Source organism: Streptomyces sp. NPDC053048 (assembly GCF_044547045.1).
GTDB lineage: Bacteria > Actinomycetota > Actinomycetes > Streptomycetales > Streptomycetaceae > Streptomyces.
The window spans coordinates 452775-475786 of record NZ_JBITZS010000003.1; the positions used below are offsets into that span (position 1 = coordinate 452775).

At 74.1% G+C, this 23012-nt stretch carries 18 protein-coding genes; 12 read left to right on the top strand and 6 right to left on the bottom strand.

All coding sequences use genetic code 11. The annotated features are described in order from the left end of the window. Positions 1 to 4: 4 nt before the first annotated feature. The 5 genes from ACIG36_RS10250 to ACIG36_RS10270 form a co-directional block, all read right to left on the bottom strand. Positions 5 to 1402, bottom strand: a complete 1398-nt coding sequence (locus ACIG36_RS10250; RefSeq protein WP_399925044.1) for an MATE family efflux transporter — start codon at positions 1400 to 1402, stop codon at positions 5 to 7. A 7-nt stretch (positions 1403 to 1409) separates the two neighbouring features. Next, entirely contained in the window at positions 1410 to 2435 is a 1026-nt protein-coding gene (locus tag ACIG36_RS10255; RefSeq protein WP_399925046.1) for a cysteine synthase family protein, read from the bottom strand. 66 nt (positions 2436 to 2501) lie between these two features. Continuing rightward, positions 2502 to 3920, bottom strand: a complete 1419-nt coding sequence (locus tag ACIG36_RS10260) for a Y4yA family PLP-dependent enzyme (protein ID WP_399925048.1) — start codon at positions 3918 to 3920, stop codon at positions 2502 to 2504. Continuing rightward, positions 3911 to 4972, bottom strand: coding sequence for an ornithine cyclodeaminase family protein (locus ACIG36_RS10265; protein ID WP_399925050.1), 1062 nt, complete (start codon positions 4970 to 4972; stop codon positions 3911 to 3913). Before ACIG36_RS10265 ends, ACIG36_RS10260 begins: the two co-directional genes overlap by 10 nt. Before the next feature lie 35 nt (positions 4973 to 5007). Beyond that, complete coding sequence (locus ACIG36_RS10270; RefSeq protein ID WP_399925052.1) at positions 5008 to 6078, bottom strand: TauD/TfdA family dioxygenase; 1071 nt, start codon at positions 6076 to 6078, stop codon at positions 5008 to 5010. A 257-nt stretch (positions 6079 to 6335) separates the two neighbouring features. Here ACIG36_RS10270 and ACIG36_RS10275 point away from each other — a divergent pair, with 257 nt between their 5' ends. From ACIG36_RS10275 to ACIG36_RS10320, 10 genes are all read left to right on the top strand, one after another. Next, positions 6336 to 7883, top strand: coding sequence for an ABC transporter substrate-binding protein (locus ACIG36_RS10275; protein WP_399925054.1), 1548 nt, complete (start codon positions 6336 to 6338; stop codon positions 7881 to 7883). Then, entirely contained in the window at positions 7880 to 8884 is a 1005-nt protein-coding gene (locus ACIG36_RS10280) for an ABC transporter permease (protein WP_399925056.1), read from the top strand. The genes ACIG36_RS10275 and ACIG36_RS10280 overlap by 4 nt, the downstream gene beginning before the upstream one ends. Beyond that, on the top strand, positions 8881 to 9750 hold the full coding sequence (locus ACIG36_RS10285) for an ABC transporter permease (protein ID WP_399925058.1): 870 nt from the start codon (positions 8881 to 8883) through the stop codon (positions 9748 to 9750). Before ACIG36_RS10280 ends, ACIG36_RS10285 begins: the two co-directional genes overlap by 4 nt. Further along, on the top strand, positions 9747 to 11252 hold the full coding sequence (locus tag ACIG36_RS10290) for an ABC transporter ATP-binding protein (protein WP_399925060.1): 1506 nt from the start codon (positions 9747 to 9749) through the stop codon (positions 11250 to 11252). Before ACIG36_RS10285 ends, ACIG36_RS10290 begins: the two co-directional genes overlap by 4 nt. 120 nt (positions 11253 to 11372) lie before the next feature. Further along, positions 11373 to 12260: an SGNH/GDSL hydrolase family protein gene (locus tag ACIG36_RS10295; RefSeq protein ID WP_399925062.1), complete on the top strand. Its 888-nt coding sequence runs from the start codon at positions 11373 to 11375 to the stop codon at positions 12258 to 12260. Between the two features lie 70 nt (positions 12261 to 12330). Beyond that, positions 12331 to 14169, top strand: coding sequence for a gamma-glutamyltransferase (ggt, locus tag ACIG36_RS10300; RefSeq protein WP_399925064.1), 1839 nt, complete (start codon positions 12331 to 12333; stop codon positions 14167 to 14169). 218 nt (positions 14170 to 14387) lie between these two features. Then, positions 14388 to 15230, top strand: a complete 843-nt coding sequence (locus ACIG36_RS10305) for a nitrilase-related carbon-nitrogen hydrolase (RefSeq protein WP_399925066.1) — start codon at positions 14388 to 14390, stop codon at positions 15228 to 15230. Continuing rightward, entirely contained in the window at positions 15227 to 16546 is a 1320-nt protein-coding gene (locus ACIG36_RS10310) for an aspartate aminotransferase family protein (protein ID WP_399925068.1), read from the top strand. Before ACIG36_RS10305 ends, ACIG36_RS10310 begins: the two co-directional genes overlap by 4 nt. Then, a complete protein-coding gene (gene hydA, locus ACIG36_RS10315; RefSeq protein ID WP_399925071.1) occupies positions 16543 to 17943 on the top strand; it encodes a dihydropyrimidinase in 1401 nt (466 codons plus the stop codon). The genes ACIG36_RS10310 and hydA overlap by 4 nt, the downstream gene beginning before the upstream one ends. A 59-nt stretch (positions 17944 to 18002) precedes the next feature. Beyond that, entirely contained in the window at positions 18003 to 19004 is a 1002-nt protein-coding gene (locus ACIG36_RS10320; RefSeq protein ID WP_399925073.1) for a TIGR03842 family LLM class F420-dependent oxidoreductase, read from the top strand. Between the two features lie 55 nt (positions 19005 to 19059). Here the strand turns inward: ACIG36_RS10320 and ACIG36_RS10325 are convergent, their stop codons facing one another. Continuing rightward, entirely contained in the window at positions 19060 to 20115 is a 1056-nt protein-coding gene (locus ACIG36_RS10325) for a biotin/lipoate A/B protein ligase family protein (protein ID WP_399925075.1), read from the bottom strand. Positions 20116 to 20242: 127 nt separating this feature from the next. Between ACIG36_RS10325 and ACIG36_RS10330 the strand changes: the two genes are divergently transcribed. Beyond that, entirely contained in the window at positions 20243 to 22057 is a 1815-nt protein-coding gene (locus tag ACIG36_RS10330; protein WP_399925077.1) for a gamma-glutamyltransferase family protein, read from the top strand. A gap of 87 nt (positions 22058 to 22144) precedes the next feature. Continuing rightward, the gene (locus ACIG36_RS10335) at positions 22145 to 22990 is read left to right on the top strand and encodes an inositol monophosphatase family protein (protein ID WP_399925079.1); all 846 of its coding nucleotides are present in this window, start codon (positions 22145 to 22147) and stop codon (positions 22988 to 22990) included. Positions 22991 to 23012 lie beyond the last annotated feature (22 nt).

Genomic DNA, 23012 nt, shown 5'->3' on the forward strand with positions numbered 1-23012 from the left:
GTAACTAATTGGATTCTGAGAATCCAATTATCGTGGGGCGGTGCGCCCGCAGTCCGGCCGCGTAGCGGCGCAGCAGGAGCGCGGCCGTGGTGGCCAGGCCCGCCAGCAGCCCGAGCCAGATGCCGAGCGTGCGCAGTCCGGCCGCGTAGCCGAACAGCAGGGCCGCCGGGAGGCCGATCAGCCAGTAGCCGACGAGGGTGACGCGGAAGCCGCCCTTGGTGTCGTCCAGGCCCCGCAGCAGCCCCACGCCGATGTTCTGCGCGCAGTCGAAGAACTGCAGGACCGCGACGACGAACAGCAGTTGGCCGGCGATGGCCAGTGCCCGTCCGCCGTCCGCCGCACCCGGCACGAGGAACGGCCGCAGCACCAGGCCCGGGAAGGCGAGATAGCAGCAGGCGACACCGGCCATGACGGCGGCGCCGCAGGCCAGGGCCGAATTCCGCACCCGCCGGGCCGCGGGGACGTTGCCCAGCGCCAGCTCGCGGCTGACGTGGATGGAGGCGGCGTGGGAGAGGCCCACGGCCACCTGGAAGACGATGTAGACGAGCTGGTTGACGGCCGTGTGGGCGGCGAGCGCGGCACTGCCGAAGGTGCCCGCCATCAGCGCGGTGAGAGAGAAGAAGCCCGCCTCCGAGCCGTAGGTGGCGGCGACCGGGACGCCCAGCGCGACCAGGCGGCGCACTGTCGCCCGGTCGGCCCCCAGCGGGTTGCAGCTCAGCAGCGGGGCCAGCACCGGGTCCCTCGCGGCCGAGGCGTACAGCGCCAGGAACGACAGCAGGTACACCAGCGACGTCGCGACACCGATGCCGGGCAGGCCCAGCGCGGGCAGCCCCCACGTGCCGTGGATCAGCGCCCAGTCGAGCACCGCGTTGACGACCACGGAGGCCAGGGTGATCCGCAGCAGCGCCTGCGGGCGGCGCATGCCGACCGTGAACTGACGCACCGCCTGGAACCACAGGCAGGGCAGCAGCCCCGGGGCCAGCGCCGCCAGCACGTTCCGCGCCGGCTGCGCCACCTCGGCGTCCTGGCCCAGCAGGGGCAGGCACTGCCCGATGCCGAGCATGAGGACGGCCCCGGCGAGCCCGGCCAGCGTGGCGACGGCCATGCTGGCCCGCACCACGACGCGCACCTCCCCGGCGCCGTCGGCGGCCGCCGCCTCCGCGCGGGCGGCCGCGGCCGCGATCCGGTTGCCCACGGACGTCACCAGGCCCACGCCCATGGTGCGCAGCTGGTTGAAGATGACGATCGCCAGGCCGCCCGCCGCCAGTTCGCGGGTGCCGAGCAGGCCCATCAGCACGGTGTCGGTCGTGGTGAGCGCGACCTGGGCGAGCTGGGTGAGGGCGAGCGGGACGGCCAGGCCGGCCAGGACGCGGCTGTCGCGCAGGAGAGGTTTCACGCCCATGAGCGCATCAGATCCCGCGCAGCTTGGCGAGGACCTCGTCGATCCCCTGCTCCACCACGGGGTCGAGGAGGTCGCGTTCGGCCATCCACGCGTCGTCGAAGACGGTGTCCAGGTACTTCTCGCCACCGTCGTTGACGAGGGCGACGGCCACGCTGCCCGGCGGGAGGGCCGGCAGCCGGTGCAGCGCCTCGTGGACGACGCCACCGGCCGAGCCGCCGATGAGCAGGCCGGTGCGGGCCACCGCGCGGCAGGTGGCGAACGCCTCGACGTCGCCGACCTTGACGCCCTCGTCGATGAGGTCGAAGTCCACCAGCGCGCCCAGCGGCGCGCCCTCGGGGGTGCCGGTGCCGGACTGGTAGTAGTCGTGGGCGGGCCCGCCGAAGGCGATGGACCCCTTGGGCTCCACGCCGACGGTCCGCACCCGGGGCACGAGCCGGCGCAGCTCGCGGGCGGTGCCGCAGAGCGATCCGCCGGTCCCGACGGCGCCGACGAGCACGTCCACGCGGCCGCCGAGGGCCGCGTACAGCTCATGGGCGACGGGGGTGTAACCGGCGCCGTTTCCGGGGTTGTTGTGCTGTTCGGTGAAGACGGTGTTGTCCCGGCCGCGGGCCATCCGCTCGGCCAGTTCCTCGCGGGCGGCGGTGGCCAGCTCGCCGGTCGCGTCGTCGGTGGCGTACACCAGCTCGGCGCCCATCGCCCGCATGGCCCGCAGCTTGTCCGCGCAGGCGTGGTGGTCGACGACGGCGGTGAAGGTGTAGCCGCGTTCGGCGGCGACGACGGCCAGGCCGAGCCCGGTGTTGCCGGACGTCGACTCGATGATGCGGCCCCCGGGGCGCAGTTCGCCCCGGGCCTCGGCGTCCAGCACCATCCGCCGGGCCATGCGGATCTTGGCGGTGCCCATGGGGTTGAACATCTCCAGCTTCAGCAGCAACCGGCTGCCGGTCGCGGTGCGGCACAGCTCCAGCAGCGGGGTGCGGCCGATGAGCTGGGAGACGCGGGTGACCACGGCGGGGCGGGCGAGTGCCTCGTACATCGGATGGACTCCTGTGGCGCGAAGGCAGACGGGGACGTGAGAGGGGGAACGGGAGCCGGCGGGCGGTCAGCGGGCGGCCGTGGCGTGCCGGTCCAGGCGCCAGCGCGGCCGCCGCGTCGCCGCGTCCGGCGGGGGGTGGTCCAGGACCACCTTGGGCGGCAGCGGGAGCTCGTGGAAGGGGGACTCGTTGGAGTCCATCTGGTAGCCGGCCGTATTGGGGTAGACCAGCAGGTCGCCGACCGCCGGCCGGGCGGGGAAGGGCACCTTGCGCCAGGTCACCATGTCGCCCTCCAGGCAGCTGGCCCCGCCCACGCAGGCCGCGTACGCCGCGGGCCCGGCGGCCGGACCGGCCGGGGTGAGCAGGACGGGATCGGGCAGGTACTCGCTGTTGAACCACTGCTCGGACAGGCTCAGGCTGGTGCCGTCCACGGTCAGGACGCCGTAGCCGTCGCGGTCCTTGACGCCCCGTACCCGGAAGACGGTCGACCCGGCCCGGTCCAGCAGGGCCCGCCCCGGTTCCGCGAGCAGGGCGATGCCCGCCTCCCGCAGCAGCCGGCCCAGGCTGTGCGCGTGCCCGGCCGGAGTGGCGGCGAGGACGGCCCGCAGGGCGCCGGCCCCGGCCACGGGGGAGTGGTACGGGTAGAAGTCGGCCGCCGTGAACGACCGTTCGGCGTGGTAGTGCTCGGGGCGCTGCTCCGCGAGGAACCCGCGCCAGTCCTCGGCGGCCGCGTAGTCCACGGCGAAGCCGCCGCCGACGCTGATCCGGTCGGCCGCCAGGCCCAGCGCCCGCGCCGCCCGGCACAGCGTGACCAGCTGCCCGGCGAGATCGGCGCGTGGCTGGACGGCGTATCCGGTGAGGTGGAAGCTGAAGCCCTCCATGCGGACCGCGTCGCCGGCCTCCGCGCAGCGGCGCAGGGCCACCGCCAGCTCGCCGTTGCCGAGCCCGAAGCGGCTGTGCGGCTGGGTCGGCGGCAGCCGGCGCAGCAGCACCCGCGCGGGGCGGGCCGCCTCGCCCGGCGCCAGCGCCAGGTCGGGGCCCAGGGCCAGGGCCACCAGGTGGTCCAGCTCCTCGACCGAGTCGACGGCGATCAGGGCGCCCTGCAGTACCGCGACGCGCAGCAGGTTCGTGTCCTTGGCGGGCCCGGTGACCACAATGTCCTCGCCCCGCACCCCGTGGGCCAGGGCCTCGCGCAGCTCCCCGGCACCGGAGACGTCCACGCCCGCGCCCCCGGCGGCGCAGCGCTCGACCCAGACGGCCGCCTTGTTGGCCTTCTTCGCGTAGTACACCCGCCCGGCCACGCCGGCCTCGGCGAGGACGGCGCGGAAGGCGGCGAGGTTGGCGTCGAAGCGCTCGGGCAGCAGGAAGTGGAAGGGGCCGCCGAAGGCGTGGGAGAGTTCCTGCAGTAGTCCGCTGGCCAGTACCTCCGCCGCCCGCCCGTCCGGGTGGGCGGGCAGCGAGGGCACCCTCGTACCGGTCACCGCCACAGCGGTACCCGGGTGCCGAGGCCCTGGGCGAGGGCCAGCTGGGCGAAGCGGTGACCGAGGGCGATGTCGGTGACGACGAGGCCGCTGTTGTAGGCGAAGACCCGCTCGCCGGGGGCGGTGCGCCCGGCCGCGGTCCCTGCCAGGACCTGGGGGAACTCGGCGTCGACGGGCGGCAGTCCGCCCTGCTCGTCGGCCATGTCGGTGCCGGTGACGAGCATCTGGGCCCGGCTGGTGGACACCACGCGGTCGGCCTGGTGCAGCGTGGAGGGCGCCAGCCCGTGGCCGACGAGGATGCTCAGTGCGCCGGGCCGCAGCCAGGAGGCGGCCACGGCCGCCGGCGTGTGCTGCCCGGCCGTGGCGACGACGACGTCGGCGGCCTCGGCGGCCGCGCGGACGTCGGTGACGACCTCGAGGGAACGGTCGGGGAAGTCCTCCCGCAGCCGGGTGCGGACCGCCTCGATGCCGTCGGGGTGGGTGCCGTAGAGCATCAGTCGTTCCAGGCCCGGCAGGGCCGTCAGCAGGAACGGCAGCGCGAGGCGCCCTTGCGTGCCGGTGCCGATCACCAGGACGGCTCGGGCGCCGGGCGCGGCGCACTCCCGGGCCAGCAGGGCGGAGACGGCAGGGGTGCGCAGGGCGCCGACGCGGCCGCAGTCCATCATCGCCACCGGCAGCCCGGTGATGTCGTCGTAAAGGGTGAGCGCGGTGTAGTAGTGCTGTGCGTCGCGGGACTTGTCCAGGCCGTGTTTGTAGGAGGTCTTCACGGCGACGACATCGCGCGAGCCGTCGCGGCCGAGCATCGCGTACGCGACGGAGTGGCCGTCGCGGGGTTTGACGGTGAGCTTGCGCGGGTTGTCGGAGAGTCCGGCGGCCAGGGTCCGGTAGGCGTTCTCGACGGTGTCGAGGACGTCGGCCGGGGTGATGGCGATGCCGGCGACGTCGCCGGTGGACAGGACGGTCAGGTGCCGGTCGTCGGCGGGCGCTCCAGGTATCTCGGACATGAGGTCGGCGGCGGGGCGGGGGGTGGCCGGTCCGGGTGCGGTGATGTCCGTCATGACGAACTCCTCGGCTCTCGGTGCGCGGGGCCGGTTCAGGTGGTGGGGTGGGCCTCGATGGCCTTCTGGCCGTAGCCGTGCTCGTGCTCCTCGGCGGGCGGGCGGGTGCGGCGTCCCGGTACGCGGACCGAGGCGCGCTTGAGCCAGCGGTCGGTGCCGTCGTAGCGCGGGGCGAAGGGCACCCGTCCGTGGACGACGAGGTCGTTGTCGACGACCAGGACCTCTCCGGGGGTCAGGCTCACCGCCACCGAGACGCGTTCGAGCTCGGCCTCCAGGCGCGCGTAGGCGGCCCGGTAGGCGGGTGTGGCCTGGTCGAGGGGGGTGTAGGCGGGGTCGAAGCGCAGGGTGAGGCCGTCGGCCGCCTGCCACAGGGTGGGGACGCGGCGCGGGGGACCGCTGAAGTCCCCGGCCTCGAAGTAGGCGTCGTCGGGCAGGATCGGCAGGGCGGGGCGGGAGAGTTCGGCGACGGTGGCCTCGTCCAGGCGGACGCGGCGGATGCCGGCGGCGGTCGTGGCGATGGCGTCGGGGTTGCGCATGCAGCCGAGCATCAGCAGGTGGGCGCGGCCGGGGTGGAAGGCGTCCTCGGTGTGGGGGCTGAGCAGGACGCTGCTGCTGGCACCGGTCTGCTGCCGCTCGTGCCCCCGGGCGGGGACGATGTTGTGCACGAACCGGCCCCGCTGCTGGCCCTCCCAGGCGATGGGGACGCCCATGACGGTGGCCAGCAGGAGCAGGACGACGTCGTGGTGGGCGCCCGCGTCGCCGGCGGTGGCCCAGCTCGTGGGGGTGGGGCCGAGGTCGGCGTCGGTCACCCGCAGGCCGCGCAGGACGTACAGGCCGGCGTCGGAGTCCACCGGGCGGCACTGGTGGTGGATGGCCTCGCCGAGGCCGGCGGCGGACTCCCGTACCTGCCAGAGCAGGCCGGGCGAGGAGGTGCCGGGTCCGTGGGCGTGGAGTATCTCCCGGGCGGCGCGGTGCAGTTCGCCGACCGAGGCCTCGTCGAGGAGGCGGACGGGGGCGGTGGTCGGCGGGAGGGCGGGGGAAGGGCTCTGCGGGCAGGCGGGGGCAGCACGGTGCGGGCAGGCGGGGGTGGTTGTTCCCGGGCTCATGGCACGATCTCCCGATTCCTTGGCGGTGGGGGCGGCGAGAGAGGGGACTGGCTTGAACGTACCGCTCGAAGTTAGGTTAGGCAAACCTAACTGAACGGTTACCCGTTAGGTCCGTCCTGTCTGAACTAGTCTGCAAATAAAGGGAGTTGACGGTCTGGCCGATTTCACTGCACAGCGCGCAGGGGCTTGCCGACCCCGAGATCATTAGGGTAGGCAAACCTAAGCACCCCTCACATCTGCTGTGGATCGAGGTCGGCATGGACTTCAACAGGCGACAGATGCTTATGGCCGGAGCGGGAACCGGAGCGGCGATGCTGCTCTCCGCCTGCGGGGGAGGAGACGGCAAGGCCTCCCGGGACAACGCAAACCAGCCGCGCAACGGTGGCACCCTGCGCGTCGGCGCGCTGGGCCGGGCGTCCGCCGTCACCCGCGACCCGCACGGAACTCAGGGCAATGAAAGTGACTATCTGGTCATCTCCCTGATCTACGACACGCTCACGGCCCCCGGGCGCAAGACGAACACCACCGGCCGCCTCGCCACCTCCTGGACCTCCTCCGACGACCTCAAGACCTGGCGCTTCACCCTCGCCGACGGCGCCGCCTTCCACGACGGCACCCCGGTGACCGCCGACGACGTGGTCTGGTCCCTGCGCCGGCTGCGCGGCACCCCGGCCGGCGCCTCCCGGCTGCCCGGCATCACCGCCGGCAACATCACCGCCGACGGCAAGCGGACCGTCGTCCTGGTCTCCGACTACGCCAACGCCGAACTGCCGCTGCTCACCCGGCTGTCCACGTTCGTCCTGAAGAAGGACACCGACGCCAAGGCGCTGGACAAGGCGCCCGGGACCGGCCCCTTCAGGCTCGACTGGTACCGCGGCGGCAACGCCCGCCTGATACGCAACGACCGCTGGCACGGCGGCAAGGTCCTCCTCGACGCCATCGAGGTGACCATGTTCGAGAACGCCCAGGCCATGGCCAACGCGCTGCTCGCCGGGCAGATCGACCTCGCCTCCAACGCCGGGGCCGTCGCCGCCCGCACCGCCGCCTCCCGCAAGGACGTCCAGGTCGTCCGGCGGCCCGACGACATGGCGATGCCCATCGTGATGCGCGCCGCGCAGGGCAGCCCCTTCGCCGACCCCCGGGTCCGCGAGGCGTTCAAGCTCGTCGTCGACCGCGAGGCCATGGTCAAACAGGTCCTCTCCGGCTACGGCACCGTCGCCAACGACGTCCTCGGCACCGCCGACCCCGCCTACGCCAAGGACCTCCCCCGGCGCACCCGCGACCTGAACCGCGCCAAACAGCTGCTCGAGGAGGCCGGCTTCGACCTCGGCAGGACCTACCGGCTGGTCACCACCGAGGACATCGCCGGCCTGGCCGAGTCCGCGACGCTCTTCGCCGCCCAGGCCCGGGAGGCCGGCGTCAAGGTCGAGGTCGTCAAGCAGGAGTCGGGTGCCTTCTACGACAAGACCTGGCTCAAGGGCGACTTCTACACCAACTACTGGGGCACCAACGACTCCGTCGTCTTCTTCGCCTCCAACACCCTGGTCAGCGGGGCCCCGCGCAACGAGGCGGGCTTCGCCGACAAGGACTTCGACGCCGCCTACCGCAAGGCCATCGGCACCAAGGACGCCGCCGCCCGCAAGGCCGAACTGCGCACCCTGCAGAAGATCGAACACGAGCGGTCGGGCTATCTGCTGTGGGGCATGGCCGACGGCATCGACCTGGCCGCCGCCAAGGTCCGCGACCTGCCCAGGCTGCCCGGCTACGGGCGCGTCCAGCTCGAGCACGTGTGGCTCGCCCGGTGACCTCCGCCCCGTCCGGCATACCCGGTGCGGTCTCGACGACCGCGACCGCACCGGCCCGCCCGCTCCGCCACGTCCTGCGCGTCGCGGGCCTCCTGGCCCGGCGGACGCTGCTGCTGGCCGTCCTGCTCGCCGTCGTCTTCGCGGCCGTCGAGCTGCTGCCCGGCGACGCCGCCCTGGCCACCTCCGAACGCGGCGAGAGCGCCGCCGACCTCGCCCGGCGCAGGCACCTGCTCGGCCTCGACCGGCCCCTCGCCGAGCGCTTCGCCGACTGGCTCACCGCCCTGCCCACCGGCGACCTGGGCACCTCCGCCCGCGGACAGCGCGTGGCCGACCTGCTGTCCGCGCCCTTCCCCAACACCCTCCTGCTGGGCGCCGTCGCCTTCGCGCTGACCGCCCTGCTCGCGCTGACCCTCGGCTGCTGGGCCGCCGCCCGGCCGGGCGGCGCGGTGGACCGCGTCGTCGGCCTCCTCGCCACCGCCACCCTCGCCCTGCCCGAATTCGTGGTGTCGGTGGGCCTGTTGCTGGTGCTCTCCCTGTGGACCGGCTGGCTGCCCCCCACCACCCTCACCGCCGCCGACGGCTCCCCGGCCGACTGGACGATGCTGATCATTCCCGTACTGGCCCTCACCGTGCCGCAGGCGGGCTGGAACACCCGCATCGTCCGGGCGGCCCTCGCCGACCAGGCCACCGCACCCCACGTCGAGGCCGCCGTCCTCGACGGGCTGCCCGCCCACCGCGTCCTGCTGCGCCACGCGCTGCCCGGCGCGCTGCCCGCCATCGCCACCGGACTCGCCACCTCCACCGGCATGCTGCTGGGCGGCGCCGTGGTGGTGGAGACCCTCTTCAACTACCCGGGCGTGGGCATGGTCCTGGCCGGTGCCGTCGCCGACCGCGACACCCCCGTCATCGCCGGCGTCGTGGCCTGCACCGCCGCCGCCATCACGCTCGTGCTCTTCCTCGCCGACCTCGTCCGCGACCGCACCGTGGGAGCCCGCCCATGAGCGCACCCCCCGCCTCCGGCCCGCCCGCGCGCCGCCGCCTCCCCCGCCCGGCGGCCGTGCTGCCCGGCCTCGGGCTCGCTCTCGTCCTGCTGCTCGCGACGGCCGGGCCGCTGCTCGCCCCGCACCCCGTCGACAAGCCCGTCACCGCCCCCTACGCCCCACCCGGCCAAGGGGCCCCGCTGGGCGGGGACCAGCTGGGCCGGGACGTGTGGAGCCGGCTGCTGCACGGCGGCGGCGCCCTCCTCGCGGGCTCCTTCGCCGTGGCCCTGGCCGTCACCTGCGTGGCCGTCGTCCTCGGCTGCTTCGCGGCCCTCGGGCCGCGGCTGGGGCGCCTGGTCGAGCGGAGCGCCGACCTCGGCATGCTGCTGCCGCCGGTCCTCGGCATCATGCTCTTCGCCCTCGCCTGGCCCGGCGGCCGCCGCCCGGCCGTCGTCGCGGCCGCCGTCGTGCTGGGCGTCCCCTACGCCGTACGGGTCGCCGCCGCGGCCGCAGCACCACTCGCCGCCTCCGGATTCGTCGAGGCGGCCGCAGCGGGCGGCGAGCGCCTGTGGTACCTGGCGCTGCGCGAGATCCTGCCCAACCTGCGCTCCACCGTCCTCGCCCTGTTCGGCCTGCGCTTCGTCGCCGCCGTCTACGTCATCTCCATGGCCGGCTTCCTCCAGCTCGGCCCGCAGCCACCCGAGGCCGACTGGGCCCTGATGATCCGGGAGAACGCCGCCGGCGTCCTCCTCAACCCCTGGGCCGTCGTCGCCCCCGCCGCCGCCATCGGCGTCCTCGCCATCGGCACCAACGTGGCCGCGGACGCCCTCACGCCCGGCCGGAGCAGGCCCGCCCCCGGCCGCCGCGGCAAGGCGGCCGTCTCATGAAGCGCCTCAGGAGCAGCGACCGCGACGCGCCCCTGGTGACCGTCACCGACCTGGAGATCCGCATCCCCGACGGGCCGGTGCTGCTGCCGCGCGCGGGCCTGGTCGTCCGCCGGGGCCGCGTCACCGCCCTGACCGGACCTTCCGGTTCCGGCAAGTCCACGCTGCTGCGGGCCGTCCTCGGTGACCTGCCCCCCGGGGCGCGCGTCACCCACGGCAGCGCCCGCGTCCTGGGCCACGACGTCTTCGCCCTGCCGCCCGGGGCCCTGCGGGAACTGCGCCGGCACCGCCTCGCCTACGTCGGGCAGGACCCCGGCTCGGGCCTCAACCCCCGCATGCGTGTGCGCCGGCTGATCGCCGAGACCGCCGCCGAACCGGGACCGGAGGCCGTGCGCCGGCTGCTGGCGGAATGCCGTCTGCCGGTCGACGACGGCCTGCCCGACCGCCGCCCCACGGCCCTCTCCGGCGGACAGCAGCGCCGCGTCGCCCTCGCCCGCGCCCTCGCCCGCACCCCCGACGTCCTGCTCCTCGACGAACCCACCGCCGGCCTCGACCCCGCCCTGCGCGACGAGATCGCCGAGCTGTTGCGCCGCCTCGCCGCCGACCGGGACCTCGCCGTCGTCCTCGCCTGCCACGACCCGGCCCTCCTCGACCGCTGCGCCGACGACGTCACCGACCTGGGCAGCGGCCCGGCCCCGGTCCGCGCCCCCATCCCCCGGCCCGGTACGGACGCCCCGGCGCCCGACGGGAGAAGCGGCCTGGCCGCCCGGGGCATCGGTGTGACGTTCACCCAGGGCGGCAGGGCGCACCGGGCCCTGCACGGCGTGGACTTCGCGGTGGCCCCCGGCACCGCCGCCGGCATCGTCGGCCCCTCCGGTTCCGGCAAGACCACGCTGCTGCGCGTCCTGGCGGGGCTGCGGCCCGCCGGCACCGGCAGCCTCACCCTCGACGGCCGGCCCCTGCCCGCGCCCGCCGGCCGGCGCGACCGCGACCAGCTGCGGCGCGTCCAGCTCGTCCCGCAGAACCCACTCGGCGCCCTCAACCCCGCCCGTACCATCGGCGCCACCCTGGCCCGGCCACTGCGGCTGCACCGCGTCGTGCCCCGGCGGCGGACCGCCGAGCACGTCGCGGAGCTCCTGGGCGACGTCGGCCTGCCCACCGGCTTCGCCGACCGCTACCCGCGTGAGCTCTCCGGCGGGCAGCGCCAGCGCGTCTCCATCGCGCGCGCCCTGGCCCCGCGCCCCGACGTGCTGCTGTGCGACGAGGTCACCTCGGCCCTGGACCCCAACACCGCCGTCGCCATCATGGACCTGCTCACCCGGCTCAAGGACGAACGCGGGCTGGCCCTGGCCGTCGTCAGCCACGAACCGCACCTCGTCGCCGCCTACACCGACACCGTCCACCTCCTGCACGCCGGCCGCGTCACCCACTCGGGCCCCACGGGTCAGGTCCTGCCGCCACCGACGTCCCCCTGGGCCCCCGGGTCGCCGCCGCCTCCGGATTGACAGACCGTAACCACGCGGGGAGTCTGTGGCTCGCGATGATCAACCGGCGACGACGACCGACCACGCCGACCGGCTCACGCGAAGACAGTTTCCGGACTTTTTGGAGAACTTGTGGCACAGGTGCGCGAACGTGGTGCGCGATACGGAAAGGCGCTGGCGGCGCTCGGCGCGGCCTCGGCTCTGACGGCGGGCGCGACCGGCGCCGCCACGGCGGCCACCCCGGCCGAGCAGGCCGGCAGCGCCCGCTATGTGGCCCTCGGTGACTCCTACACCTCCGGCCCCGGCATCCCCGAGCAGACCGGCGGCGACTGCGCCCGCTCCAGCGTCAACTACCCCGCGCTGACCGCCAAGAGCGTGCACCAGACGTCGTTCAAGGACGTCAGCTGCAGCGGAGCCACCACGGACGACATGTGGCGCGCGCAGGGCGAGAACCAGCCGCAGCTCAACGCCCTCGGCAAGCAGACCAGGCTCGTCACCGTCGGTATCGGCGGCAACGACATAGGCTTCGGCAGCATCATCGGCACCTGCGCCCAGCTGTCGGCCGGCGACCCGGCGGGCGCCCCCTGCAAGAAGCAGTACACGGCGCCCGACGGCACCGACCAGCTCACCACCCGCATCAACGAGGCGGCCCCCAAGATCGCCCGGGTGCTCAAGGCCGTGCACGAGCGCGCCCCGTACGCCAAGGTCGTGCTCGTCGGCTACCCGACGATCATGCCGGACAGCGGCGTCGGCTGCTTCCCGGCCGTGCCCATCGCGGCCGGTGACGCCCCCTACCTGCGGGACACCGAGAAGCGGCTGAACGCCATGCTCAAGGAGCAGGCCCGCAAGGCGCACGTGCGCTACGCCGACACCTACACCCCGACCGTCGGCCACGACGTGTGCACGCCCGCCGCGGACCGCTGGGTCGAGGGCGCCAGCCCCGAGAGCCCCGCCGCCCCCTTCCACCCCAACGCCAAGGGCGAGCAGGCCATGGCCGGTTCGGTGCTCGCACAGCTGCGCGCGTCCTGACCCGGGGCCCTGTCGGCGGGCGGGCTCCGCGAGTAGGCTCCGGGGCCCGTTCGTCCGACATGGAGGCACCATGGCGCTCGCGAGACCGACCATCCACCGGAGCCTGCCCGTCCTCGCCGCGACGGCCGCGCTGGTGGCCGGAACGCTGACGGTGCCCGCCGCGGCCGCGGGCCCCGGGCCCGCGGCCGCCCGCGCGCCGGGCAAGGCTCCGGTCGCCGTCGGTCACGGCGGCGCGGTGGCCAGCGTCGACGCCGACGCCTCGGCCGCGGGCATCGAGGTGCTGCGCAAGGGCGGCAACGCCGTGGACGCCGCAGTGGCCACGGCCGCCGCCCTCGGCGTCACCGAGCCCTACTCGGGGGGCATCGGCGGTGGCGGCTACCTGGTGTATTACGACGCGAAGACGCGCAACGTCTCCACGATCGACGGGCGCGAGAGGGCCCCGCTGAGCGCCACGAAGGACCTGTTCCTGGAGAAGGGCCGGCCCGTCCCGTTCGCCGACGCGGTCACCAGCGGCCTGTCCGTCGGCACCCCGGGCGTCCCGGCCACCTGGGACACCGCCCTGCGCGCCTGGGGCAGCCGCTCGCTGGGCGACGTGCTGAAGCCCGCGCAGAAGCTGGCCCGCGACGGCTTCACCGTCGACGCGACCTTCCGCAAGCAGACCGCCGACAACGAGGCGCGCTTCAAGGACTTCCCCGCCACCGCCAAGCTCTTCCTGCCCGGCGGCAAGCCCCCCGCCGTGGGCTCGACCCTGAAGAACCCCGACCTCGCCCGGACCTACGGGCTGCTGGCCCGGCAGGGCGTCGACGCGATCTACCGGGGCGCGGTGGGCCGCGACATCGTCCGCACCGTCCGCAAGCCCCCCGTCGACCCCGCCTCCCACCGGGTGGCCCGGCCCGGCGACCTGACGGAGCGGGACCTGCGCGCCTACGGCGTGCGCAAGCAGGCGCCCACCCGCGTCGCCTACCGCGGTCTGGACGTCTACGGGGTCGCGCCGTCCTCCTCCGGCGGGACCACGGTCGGCGAGGCGCTCAACATCCTGGAGAACTCCGACCTGAAGCGGCTGGACCGCACGACCTACCTCCACCGCTACATCGAGGCGAGCCGGATCGCCTTCGCGGACCGCAACCGCTGGGTCGGCGACCCGGCGTTCGAGAAGGTGCCCGTCGACGGGCTCACCTCGCAGCGCTTCGCCGACTCGCGCGCCTGCCTGATCAAGGACGGCGCCGTGCTGACCAGCCCGCTGCCGCCCGGCGACCCGCGTCATCCGAAGCCCTGCGCCCACCGCGGCGCGGCCGCGCCCACCCCGTACGAGGGCGAGCACACCACTCACCTGACGGTCGCCGACAAGTGGGGCAACGTCGTCGCCTACACCCTGACCATCGAGCAGACCGGCGGCAGCGGCATCACCGTGCCCGGCCGCGGGTTCCTGCTCAACAACGAGCTGACCGACTTCTCCTTCACGCCCGTCAGCCCCGGTGTCCACGACCCCAACCTGCCCGGTCCGGGCAAGCGCCCGCGCTCCTCGCTGTCGCCGACGATCGTCCTCAAGGACGGCAGGCCCGCCTTCGCGCTCGGCTCACCCGGCGGCTCGACGATCATCACCACCGTGCTGCAGACGCTCCTGAACCACGTGGACCGCGGGATGCCGCTCGTCGAGGCCATCGCCGCGCCGCGCGCCAGCCAGCGCAACGCGGCGGCCACGGAGCTGGAGCCGGGACTGTGGGACAGCCCGCTGCGCGGGCGGCTCGAGGCCAAGGGGCACGTCTTCAAGGCGAACCCGGAGATCGGCGCGGCCACGGGCGTCCAGCGGCTGCCGGACGGCCGGTGGGTGGCCGCCGCCGAGACGTCACGGCGCGGCGGCGGCTCGGCGATGGTGGTGCGGCCGGCGGGGAAGCCACCGGTGCGCTGACGCGCGGGTGCGCCGGATCGCCGGTGTGCTGATCGCCCGTGTGCCGGATCGTTCGCGCGGGTGGGGTCCGGGCCGGCGCCGTCGCGTCGGCCCGGCGGCGGTTTTCCACAGGCCGTGCGATGGTCTTGCCACGGGGAGTGACGGGACCTACGGTCGCATGCACACGCGGATCTTCGCGGGTCCGCCGCCTTGCTCACGCCCCGGCAGAGGAGCAGCTCATGGCCAACGTTGTGCGCGCCGCACTGGTCCAGGCGACCTGGACGGGTGACACCGAGTCGATGATCGCCAAGCATGAGGAGCACGCCCGCGCGGCCGCCGCGCAGGGGGCCGAGGTGATCGGCTTCCAGGAGGTCTTCAACGCCCCCTACTTCTGCCAGGTGCAGGAGAACGAGCACTTCCGCTGGGCCGAGCCGGTCCCCGACGGCCCGACCGTGCGCCGGATGCGCGAGCTGGCCCGCGAGACCGGCATGGTGATCGTCGTACCGGTCTTCGAGGTGGAGGCGTCCGGCTTCTACTACAACACCGCTGCCGTCATCGACGCGGACGGCAGCTACCTGGGCAAGTACCGCAAGCACCACATCCCGCAGGTCAGAGGCTTCTGGGAGAAGTACTACTTCAGGCCCGGCAACCTCGGCTGGCCCGTCTTCGACACCGCCGTCGGCAAGGTCGGGGTCTACATCTGCTACGACCGCCACTTCCCCGAGGGCTGGCGCTCGCTCGGCCTCGAGGGCGCCCAGCTCGTCTACAACCCCTCCGCCACCTCGCGCAGCCTCTCCTCCCACCTGTGGCAGCTGGAGCAGCCCGCCGCGGCCGTCGCCAACGAGTACTTCGTGGCCGCCATCAACCGGGTCGGCCGGGAGGAGTACGGCGACAACGACTTCTACGGCACCTCGTACTTCGTCGACCCGCGCGGCAGGTTCGTCGGTGACGTCGCCAGCGACACCAAGGAGGAACTGCTCGTCCGTGACCTGGACTTCGGCCTGATCGAGGAGGTCCGGCAGCAGTGGGCGTTCTACCGGGACCGCAGGCCCGACGCCTACGACGGGCTGGTGCGGCCATGAGCCCCCTGCAGCCCTCCCTGCGCGCCCGCCACCGCGCCGTCATGCCCGAGTGGCTCACCCTCTACTACGACGAGCCGCTCGAGCTCACGCACGGCGAGGGCCGGTACGTGTGGGACGCCGAGGGCCGGCGCTACCTCGACTTCTTCGGCGGCGTCCTCACCACGATGACCGCCCACGCCCTGCCCGAGGTCACCAAGGCCGTCACCGAGCAGGCCGGGCGCATCCTGCACACCTCGACCCTCTACCTCCACCGGCACATGGTGGAGCTGGCCGAGCGCATCGCCGCCCTGTCCGGCATCCCCGACGCCCGGGTCTTCTTCACCACCTCCGGCACCGAGGCCAACGACGCGGCCCTGCTGCTGGCCACGACCCACCGGCGCTCCAACCAGATCCTGGCCATGCGCAACAGTTACCACGGCCGCTCCTTCTCCGCCGTCGCCGTCACCGGCAACTCCGCCTGGTCGCCCACCAGCCTCTCGCCGCTGCAGACGCTCTACGTGCACGGCGCCGTCCGCACCCGGGGCCCCTACGCGCACCTGTCCGACGACCGGTTCATCGAGGCGTGCGTCGCCGACCTGGAGGACACCCTCGGCCAGGCGCACGGCAACGTCGCCGCGCTCATCGCCGAACCGGTGCAGGGCGTCGGCGGGTTCACCGCCCCGCCCGACGGCCTCTACGCGGCCTTCCGCGACGTCCTCGACCGGCACGGCATTCTATGGATCAGCGACGAGGTGCAGACCGGCTGGGGCCGCACCGGCGACCACTTCTGGGGCTGGCAGGCCCACGCCGACAGCGGTCCGCCGGACCTGCTGACCTTCGCCAAGGGCATCGGCAACGGCATGTCCGTCGGCGGCGTCGTCGCCCGCGCCGAGATCATGAACTGTCTCGGCGCCAACTCCATCTCCACCTTCGGCGGCAGCCCCGTCACCATGGCCGCCGGCCTCGCCAACCTCGGCTACCTGCTGGAGCACGACCTGCAGGGCAACGCCCGGCGCGTGGGCGGCCTGCTCATCGAGCGGCTGCGCGCCATCGCCGCCGGACTGCCGGTCGTCCGCGAGGTGCGCGGGCGCGGCCTGATGATCGGCGTCGAGCTCGTCGAGCCCGACGGCTCGCCCTCGGCGCGCGCGGCCGGCCTCGCCCTCGAACACGCCAGGGAACGCGGCCTGCTGGTCGGCAAGGGCGGCCGCGAGGGCAACGTCCTGCGCATCGCCCCGCCCATGACGCTCACCATCGCGGAGGCGGAGGAGGGCGCGGCCGCCCTCGAGGAGGCCCTGCGGCGCGCCCAGCACGCCATCGGCGAGAAGGAGCGGCCATGAGCACCACGATCATCAGCGGCGGCCTGGTCGTCACCGCGGCCGAGGAGGTCATGGCCGACGTCCTCGTCGAGGACGGCAAGGTGGCGGCGCTCGCCGCGTCCGGCAGTTCCTGGGCCCGCTCCTGGACGGCCGACCGCACCATCGACGCCACGGGCAAGTACGTCGTCCCGGGCGGCGTCGACGCCCATACGCACTTCGACTTCCCCTTCGGCGGCACGTCGTCCTCCGACACCTTCGCAACGGGCACCCGCGCCGCCGCGTGGGGAGGCACCACCACCGTCGTCGACTTCGCGGTCCAGTCGCGAGGCGGCGCCCTGCGCGAGGGGCTGGACGCCTGGCACGCCAAGGCCGACGGGCAGTGCGCCGTCGACTACGCCTTCCACATGATCCTCTCCGATGTGAACGAGGGCTCGCTCAAGGAGATGGACCTCCTGGTGGCGGAGGGCGTCACCTCGTTCAAGCTGTTCATGGCCTACCCGGGCGTGCTCTACAGCGACGACGGGCAGATCCTGCGGGCGATGCAGCGGGCCGCCGGAAACGGCGGGTTGATCATGATGCACGCGGAGAACGGCATCGCCATCGACGTGCTCGTCGAACAGGCCCTCGCCGCCGGGAGGACCGACCCCCGCTACCACGGCGAGGTCCGCAAGGCGCTGCTGGAGGCCGAGGCCACCCACCGGGCCGTCCAGCTCGCCCGCGTCGCGGGCAGCCCGCTCTACGTCGTGCACGTCTCCGCCCAGGAGGCCGTCGCCGAGCTGGCCCAAGCCCGTGACCTGGGCCTTCCGGTCTTCGGCGAGACCTGCCCGCAGTATCTGTTCCTGTCCACCGACAACCTCGCCGAGCCGGGCTTCGAGGGCGCCAAGTACGTGTGCTCCACGCCGTTGCGCCCGCGCGAGCACCAGGCCGCGCTGTGGCGCGGGCTGCGCACCGACGACCTGCAGGTGGTCTCCACCGACCACTGCCCGTTCTGCTTCTCCGGCCAGAAGGAGCTGGGCCGGGGCGACTTCTCGAAGATTCCCAACGGCCTGCCGGGCGTGGAGAACCGGATGGACCTGCTCCATCAGGCCGTCGTGGACGGCCACATCTCCCGCCGCCGCTGGATCGAGATCGCCTGCGCCGCCCCCGCCCGGATGTTCGGCCTCGCCCCGCACAAGGGCACCATCACCCCCGGCGGCGACGCCGACATCGTCGTCTACGACCCGCACGCCCAGCAGACGCTCTCCGCCGCGACCCACCACATGAACGTCGACTACTCCGCCTACGAGGGCAAGCGCGTCACCGGCCGGGTCGAGACCGTCCTCTCGCGCGGCGAGACGGTCATCGACCGGGGGACGTTCACCGGACGGGCCGGACACGGCAGGTACGTCCCGCGCGCCACCTGCCAGTACCTCACGTAACTCGAGCACCTGTGCAACCTGTGCACCCCGTGCGACTCGTGTAAGGAGCACCCCGCACCGTGGATTTCGGCCTCGTCCTCCAGACCGACCCGCCCGCCTCGGCCGTCGTCGAGCTGATGCGCCGCGCCGAGCGCGCCGGCTTCCGCTACGGCTGGACCTTCGACTCCGTCGTGCTGTGGCAGGAGCCCTTCGTCATCCACAGCCGCATCCTGGAACACACCGAACGCCTCGTCGTCGGCCCGATGGTCACCAATCCGACCACCCGCAGCCCGGAGGTCACCGCCTCCACCTTCGCCACCCTCAACGACATGTTCGGCAACCGCACCGTGTGCGGCATCGGACGCGGCGACTCGGCGATGCGGGTGGCCGGGCGCAAGCCCAACACCCTCGCCACCCTCAGCGAGGCGATGCGGGTCATCCGCGACCTGGCCGAGGGCCGCGAGACGGACATGGACGGCACCGTGCTCCGGCTGCCCTGGGTGCGCGAGGGCAGGCTGCCCGTCTGGATGGCCGCCTACGGTCCCAAGGCCCTGGCGCTCGCCGGCCGCGAGGCCGACGGCTTCATCCTCCAGCTCGCCGACCCCTACCTGACGGAGTGGATGGTCAAGGCCGTCCGCACCGCCGCCGCCGACGCGGGCCGCGACCCGGCGTCCGTCACCATCTGCGTGGCCGCGCCCGCCTACGTCGGCGACGACCTGGACCACGCCCGCGAACAGTGCCGCTGGTTCGGCGGCATGGTCGGCAACCACGTCGCCGACCTGGTCACCCGCTACGGCGAGCACTCCGGCGTGGTCCCCGAGGCCCTGACCGACTACATCAAGCAGCGCGAGGGCTACGACTACAGCCACCACGGCCGGGCGGACAACCCCTCCACCGGCTTCGTCCCCGACGCGATCGTCGACCGCTTCTGCCTGCTGGGCCCGGCGGCCGCGCACCTCGAGCGGCTGGAGCACCTGCGGGAGCTGGGCGTCGACCAGTTCGCGCTCTACGCCATGCACGACGCGAAGGAGGCGACGATCGACGCCTACGGCGAGCACATCATCCCGGCCCTGGGCGGCTGAGGGAGCACCGGACGGGCCGACGGGCCCGTCCGGCTCCGGCACCCGCGGACACGGCCTACGGAACGCGCGCCGTCCACTCCCGCGACGAGAACTTCGTCGCCGCCAGCTCCTCGGCCCGTGCCATCTCCTCCGGCGTCACCGCGCCCCGCTTCAGCCCGTAGCGCCCCCGGAACGACTCGATCATCTTCTCGATGACCGCCGACCGCGGCAGGCCCGTCTGCCGCCGCAGCGGATCCACCCGCTTCTTGGCGCTCTTCGTGCCCTTGTCGGACAGCTTCTCCTTGCCGATGCGCAGCACCTCGAGCATCTTGTCCGCGTCGATGTCGTAGGCCATGGTCACGTGGTGCAGCACCGCGCCGTCCGTGCCCACCAGCCGCTTCTGCGCCGCACCCGCGATCTTGCCGTGCTCGGTGGCGATGTCGTTCAGCGGCTGGTACCAGGCCTTGACACCCATGCCCTCCAGCGCGCCGAGCACCCAGTCGTCCAGGTAGGCGTAGCTGTCGGCGAACGACAGCCCCTGCACCAGGGCGTCGGGCACGGACAGCGAGTAGGTGATGGTGTTGCCCGGCTCGATGTACATCGCACCGCCGCCGCTGATCCGGCGCACCACCGTCATGCCGTGCCGCTCGGCGCCCTCGGGGTCCACCTCGTTGCGCAGCGACTGGAAGCTGCCGATGACCACCGCGGGCGCACCCCACTCCCACACCCGCAGCGTCGGCGGCCGCCGCCCCGCCGCGACCTCGGCCGTCAGGACCTCGTCCAGGGCCATGTGCAGGGCGGGGGACTGGGGCCCGTCGTGGATCAGCTCCCAGTCGTAGTCGGTCCAGTCGGTGGCGTTCGCCAGCGCCCGGCGCACCGCCACGCCCACGGCCTCGGAGGTGAAGCCGAACATCACCGTGCCCTCGGGCAGCGCCGCCTCGACGCGGGCGGCCAGCTGCGGGGCGGGGGTGTCGGCGGGGGCGCCCTCGAGCGCCCGGTCGATGTCGAGGAGCGCCTCGTCGGGTTCGAGGAAGAAGTCCCCGGCCACCCGCACATCGCGCAGCACCCCGTCCGCGACCTCCAGGTCGACGACGACGAGCTTGCCGCCCGGCACCTTGTATTCACCGTGCACGGCGCATCCTCCAGCGTGTTCTCCTCCCGTCGGCGCACCCGGCCGACGGCGCATCCCACCGTAACTCTGCTCTCCCGCACTCATGTGCCCTTGTGCGACGGCCCGGGGATCTGCCTTCCTGGGCGTCATGTTCACCACGCGTCCCACCCTCCAGGGCACCTTCGGCATGGTCTCCTCCACCCACTGGCTGGCCTCGCAGTCGGCGATGGCCGTGCTGGAGGGCGGGGGCAACGCCTACGACGCCGCCGTGGCCGCCGCCTTCGTGCTGCACGTGGCCGAGCCGCACATGAACGGGCCCGCGGGCGAGGTGCCCGCCCTGATCGCCCCGGCCGGCGGCCCGGTGCGGGTGCTGTGCGGCCAGGGACCGGCGCCCGCCGGGGCGAGCACCGGGCACTACACCTCGCTCGGCCTCGACCTCGTCCCCGGCACGGGCCCGCTGGCCGCCGCCGTGCCCGGCGCGTTCGACGCCTGGATGCTGCTCCTGCGCGACCACGGCACCCGCACGCTCGCCGACGTCCTCTCCTACGCCATCGGCTACGCCGAGCACGGGCACGCCCCCGTCGAGGGCGTCGGCGAGACGGTGCGGGCGGTGCGCGCGCTGTTCGAGAAGGAGCCGGAATGGGCGGCCTCCGCCGCGCTCTACCTGCCCGGTGGCCGCCCGCCCGCGCCCGGACGCCTGATGCGCAACCCCGTGCTCGCCGCCACCTGGCGCCGGCTGCTGGCCGAGGCCGCGGCGGCGGGGCCGGGCCGCGAGACGCGGATCGAGGCCGCCCGCCGGATCTGGCGCGAGGGCTTCATCGCCGAAGCCCTGGTACGCGCCGCCGCCCGCCCCACCCTGGACACCTCCGGGGAACACCACGCCGGCACCCTCACCGGCGACGACCTCGCCCGCTACCGCGCCGGCTACGAGGACCCCGTCACCTACGACTGGAACGGCTGGACCGTCTGCAAGCCGGGCCCCTGGTCCCAGGGCCCGGTCCTCGCGCAGCAGCTCGCCCTCCTGCCGGCCGAGCCGCCCGAGTACGGGACGCCCGACCACGTCCACCTCCTGATCGAGAACAGCAAGCTCGCCATGGCCGACCGCGAGGCCTGGTACGGGGACGCCACCGGCGACGTCCCCGTGCGCACCCTGCTGTCCGACGACTACAACGCGGCCCGGCGCGCCCTCGTCGGCGACGACGCCTCCTACGAGCTGCGCCCCGGCAGCCCGGACGGCCGCACCCCGCGCCTGGCCCGCCACCGCGACGCCAAGCGGGGCGACGGGCGCCGCGAGGGGCCCGGCGAGACCTGGGTGGTCGCGGCGACCGGCGAGCCGACCGTCGCCGCGAACGGCGCCACGGCCGGCGACACCTGCCACATCGACGTCGTCGACCGCTGGGGAAACATGATCTCCGCGATGCCCAGCGGCGGCTGGCTGCAGTCCAACCCCGTCGTCCCCGAGCTCGGCTTCCCCCTCGGCACCCGCCTGCAGATGACCTGGCTCGAGCCCGGCCTGCCCAACTCCCTCACCCCCGGCCGCCGTCCGCGCGCCACCCTGTCCCCCTCCCTCGCCCTGCGCGGCGGCGAGCCCGTCATGGCCTTCGGCACGCCCGGCGGCGACCAGCAGGACCAGTGGCAGCTGCACTTCTTCCTCGCCGTCGCCCTGCGCCCGCCCGTGCGCGGCGGCCTCGACCTGCAGGGCGCGATCGACGCCCCCAACTGGCACCAGGAAGGCTTCCCCGCTTCCTTCCATCCCCGCACCGCGCGCCCCGGCAGCGTGACCGTCGAGTCCCGGATCGGGGAGCGGACGATCGGCGAGCTGCGGCGGCGCGGGCACGACGTGACCGTCGGCGGCCCGTGGACGGAGGGCCGGCTGTGCGCGGTGGCCCGCGACCCGGAGACCGGGCTGCTCTCCGCGGCGGCCAACCCGCGCGGCATGCAGGGGTACGCCGCCGGGCGCTGAGACGCCCCCCACGGGCGTTCACCTGTGCGTCGCCGTGAGGCCATCGCCACACCACCGAATGTCGGTGCGACGTGGTTCGATGTCCATATGGCTCACACGGTGCACACGCTCGACACATTCCTCGCGGGCGATCTGAACGAGGTCGAGGAGGCCGTCCGCAAGGCCGCCGCGGCGGAGATCCTGCCGCGCTTCCGGCAGCTCGCCGCCGACGAGATCGTCGAGAAGAACGGCCCCCACGACCTGGTGACCGTCGCCGACCGCCGCGCCGAGGAGCACCTGACGGCCTCGCTCACCGCCCTGCTGCCCGGCTCGGTCGTGGTCGGCGAGGAGGCCGTGCACGCCGACCCGGCCCTGCTGGGCGCCCTGACCGACGAGGCCCCGGTGTGGATCGTCGACCCCGTCGACGGCACCCGCCAGTTCGTGGCGGGCGACCCCGGCTTCGCCACCCTCGTCTGCCTCGCGCACCGCGGCGAGCTCCTCGCCTCCTGGACGTACGCGCCCGCCCTCGAGCAGATGGCCGTCGCCCGCCGCGGCGCCGGGGCGACGCTCAACGGCGTGCCGCTGCGCTCCGGTTCGCCCGAGCCCGGCCGCGACCTGGACGTGGCGATATCCCACTACGACTTCACCACCGACGAGGAGAAGCGCGTCCTGGCGGCGCTGCTGACCGACGGCGTGACGCCGCGCCCGTGCGGCTCGGCGGGCCTGGAGTACCTGCGGGTGGCCCAGGGCCTCCTCGACGGGCTCGCCTTCTCCTGGGAGAACCCCTGGGACCATGCGGCGGGCCTGCTGCTGGTCGCCGAGGCGGGCGGGGCGAGCGGGACGGTGGCCGGCGAGCCGTTCCGGATCGCCGGAGGCAACGCCCTGCCGTTCAGCGCGGCGCGGGACGAGACGACCTTGCGGCATATCCTGGACCTGCTGGCATCCGCCGGCTGATCCGCGGGCGCCCCTGACGGCC

What these genes read in the sequence shown, in the direction of transcription:
- ggt (WP_399925064.1), top strand. Translation starts at nt 12,331, where the DNA reads ATGGCGCTCGCGAGACCGACCATCCACCGGAGCCTGCCCGTCCTCGCC.
- ACIG36_RS10330 (WP_399925077.1), top strand. Translation starts at nt 20,243, where the DNA reads ATGTTCACCACGCGTCCCACCCTCCAGGGCACCTTCGGCATGGTCTCC.
- hydA (WP_399925071.1), top strand. Translation starts at nt 16,543, where the DNA reads ATGAGCACCACGATCATCAGCGGCGGCCTGGTCGTCACCGCGGCCGAG.
- ACIG36_RS10270 (WP_399925052.1), bottom strand. Translation starts at nt 6,078, where the DNA reads ATGAGCCCGGGAACAACCACCCCCGCCTGCCCGCACCGTGCTGCCCCC.
- ACIG36_RS10265 (WP_399925050.1), bottom strand. Translation starts at nt 4,972, where the DNA reads ATGACGGACATCACCGCACCCGGACCGGCCACCCCCCGCCCCGCCGCC.
- ACIG36_RS10285 (WP_399925058.1), top strand. Translation starts at nt 8,881, where the DNA reads ATGAGCGCACCCCCCGCCTCCGGCCCGCCCGCGCGCCGCCGCCTCCCC.
- ACIG36_RS10290 (WP_399925060.1), top strand. Translation starts at nt 9,747, where the DNA reads ATGAAGCGCCTCAGGAGCAGCGACCGCGACGCGCCCCTGGTGACCGTC.
- ACIG36_RS10310 (WP_399925068.1), top strand. Translation starts at nt 15,227, where the DNA reads ATGAGCCCCCTGCAGCCCTCCCTGCGCGCCCGCCACCGCGCCGTCATG.
- ACIG36_RS10250 (WP_399925044.1), bottom strand. Translation starts at nt 1,402, where the DNA reads ATGGGCGTGAAACCTCTCCTGCGCGACAGCCGCGTCCTGGCCGGCCTG.
- ACIG36_RS10335 (WP_399925079.1), top strand. Translation starts at nt 22,145, where the DNA reads ATGGCTCACACGGTGCACACGCTCGACACATTCCTCGCGGGCGATCTG.
- ACIG36_RS10275 (WP_399925054.1), top strand. Translation starts at nt 6,336, where the DNA reads ATGGACTTCAACAGGCGACAGATGCTTATGGCCGGAGCGGGAACCGGA.
- ACIG36_RS10305 (WP_399925066.1), top strand. Translation starts at nt 14,388, where the DNA reads ATGGCCAACGTTGTGCGCGCCGCACTGGTCCAGGCGACCTGGACGGGT.
- ACIG36_RS10255 (WP_399925046.1), bottom strand. Translation starts at nt 2,435, where the DNA reads ATGTACGAGGCACTCGCCCGCCCCGCCGTGGTCACCCGCGTCTCCCAG.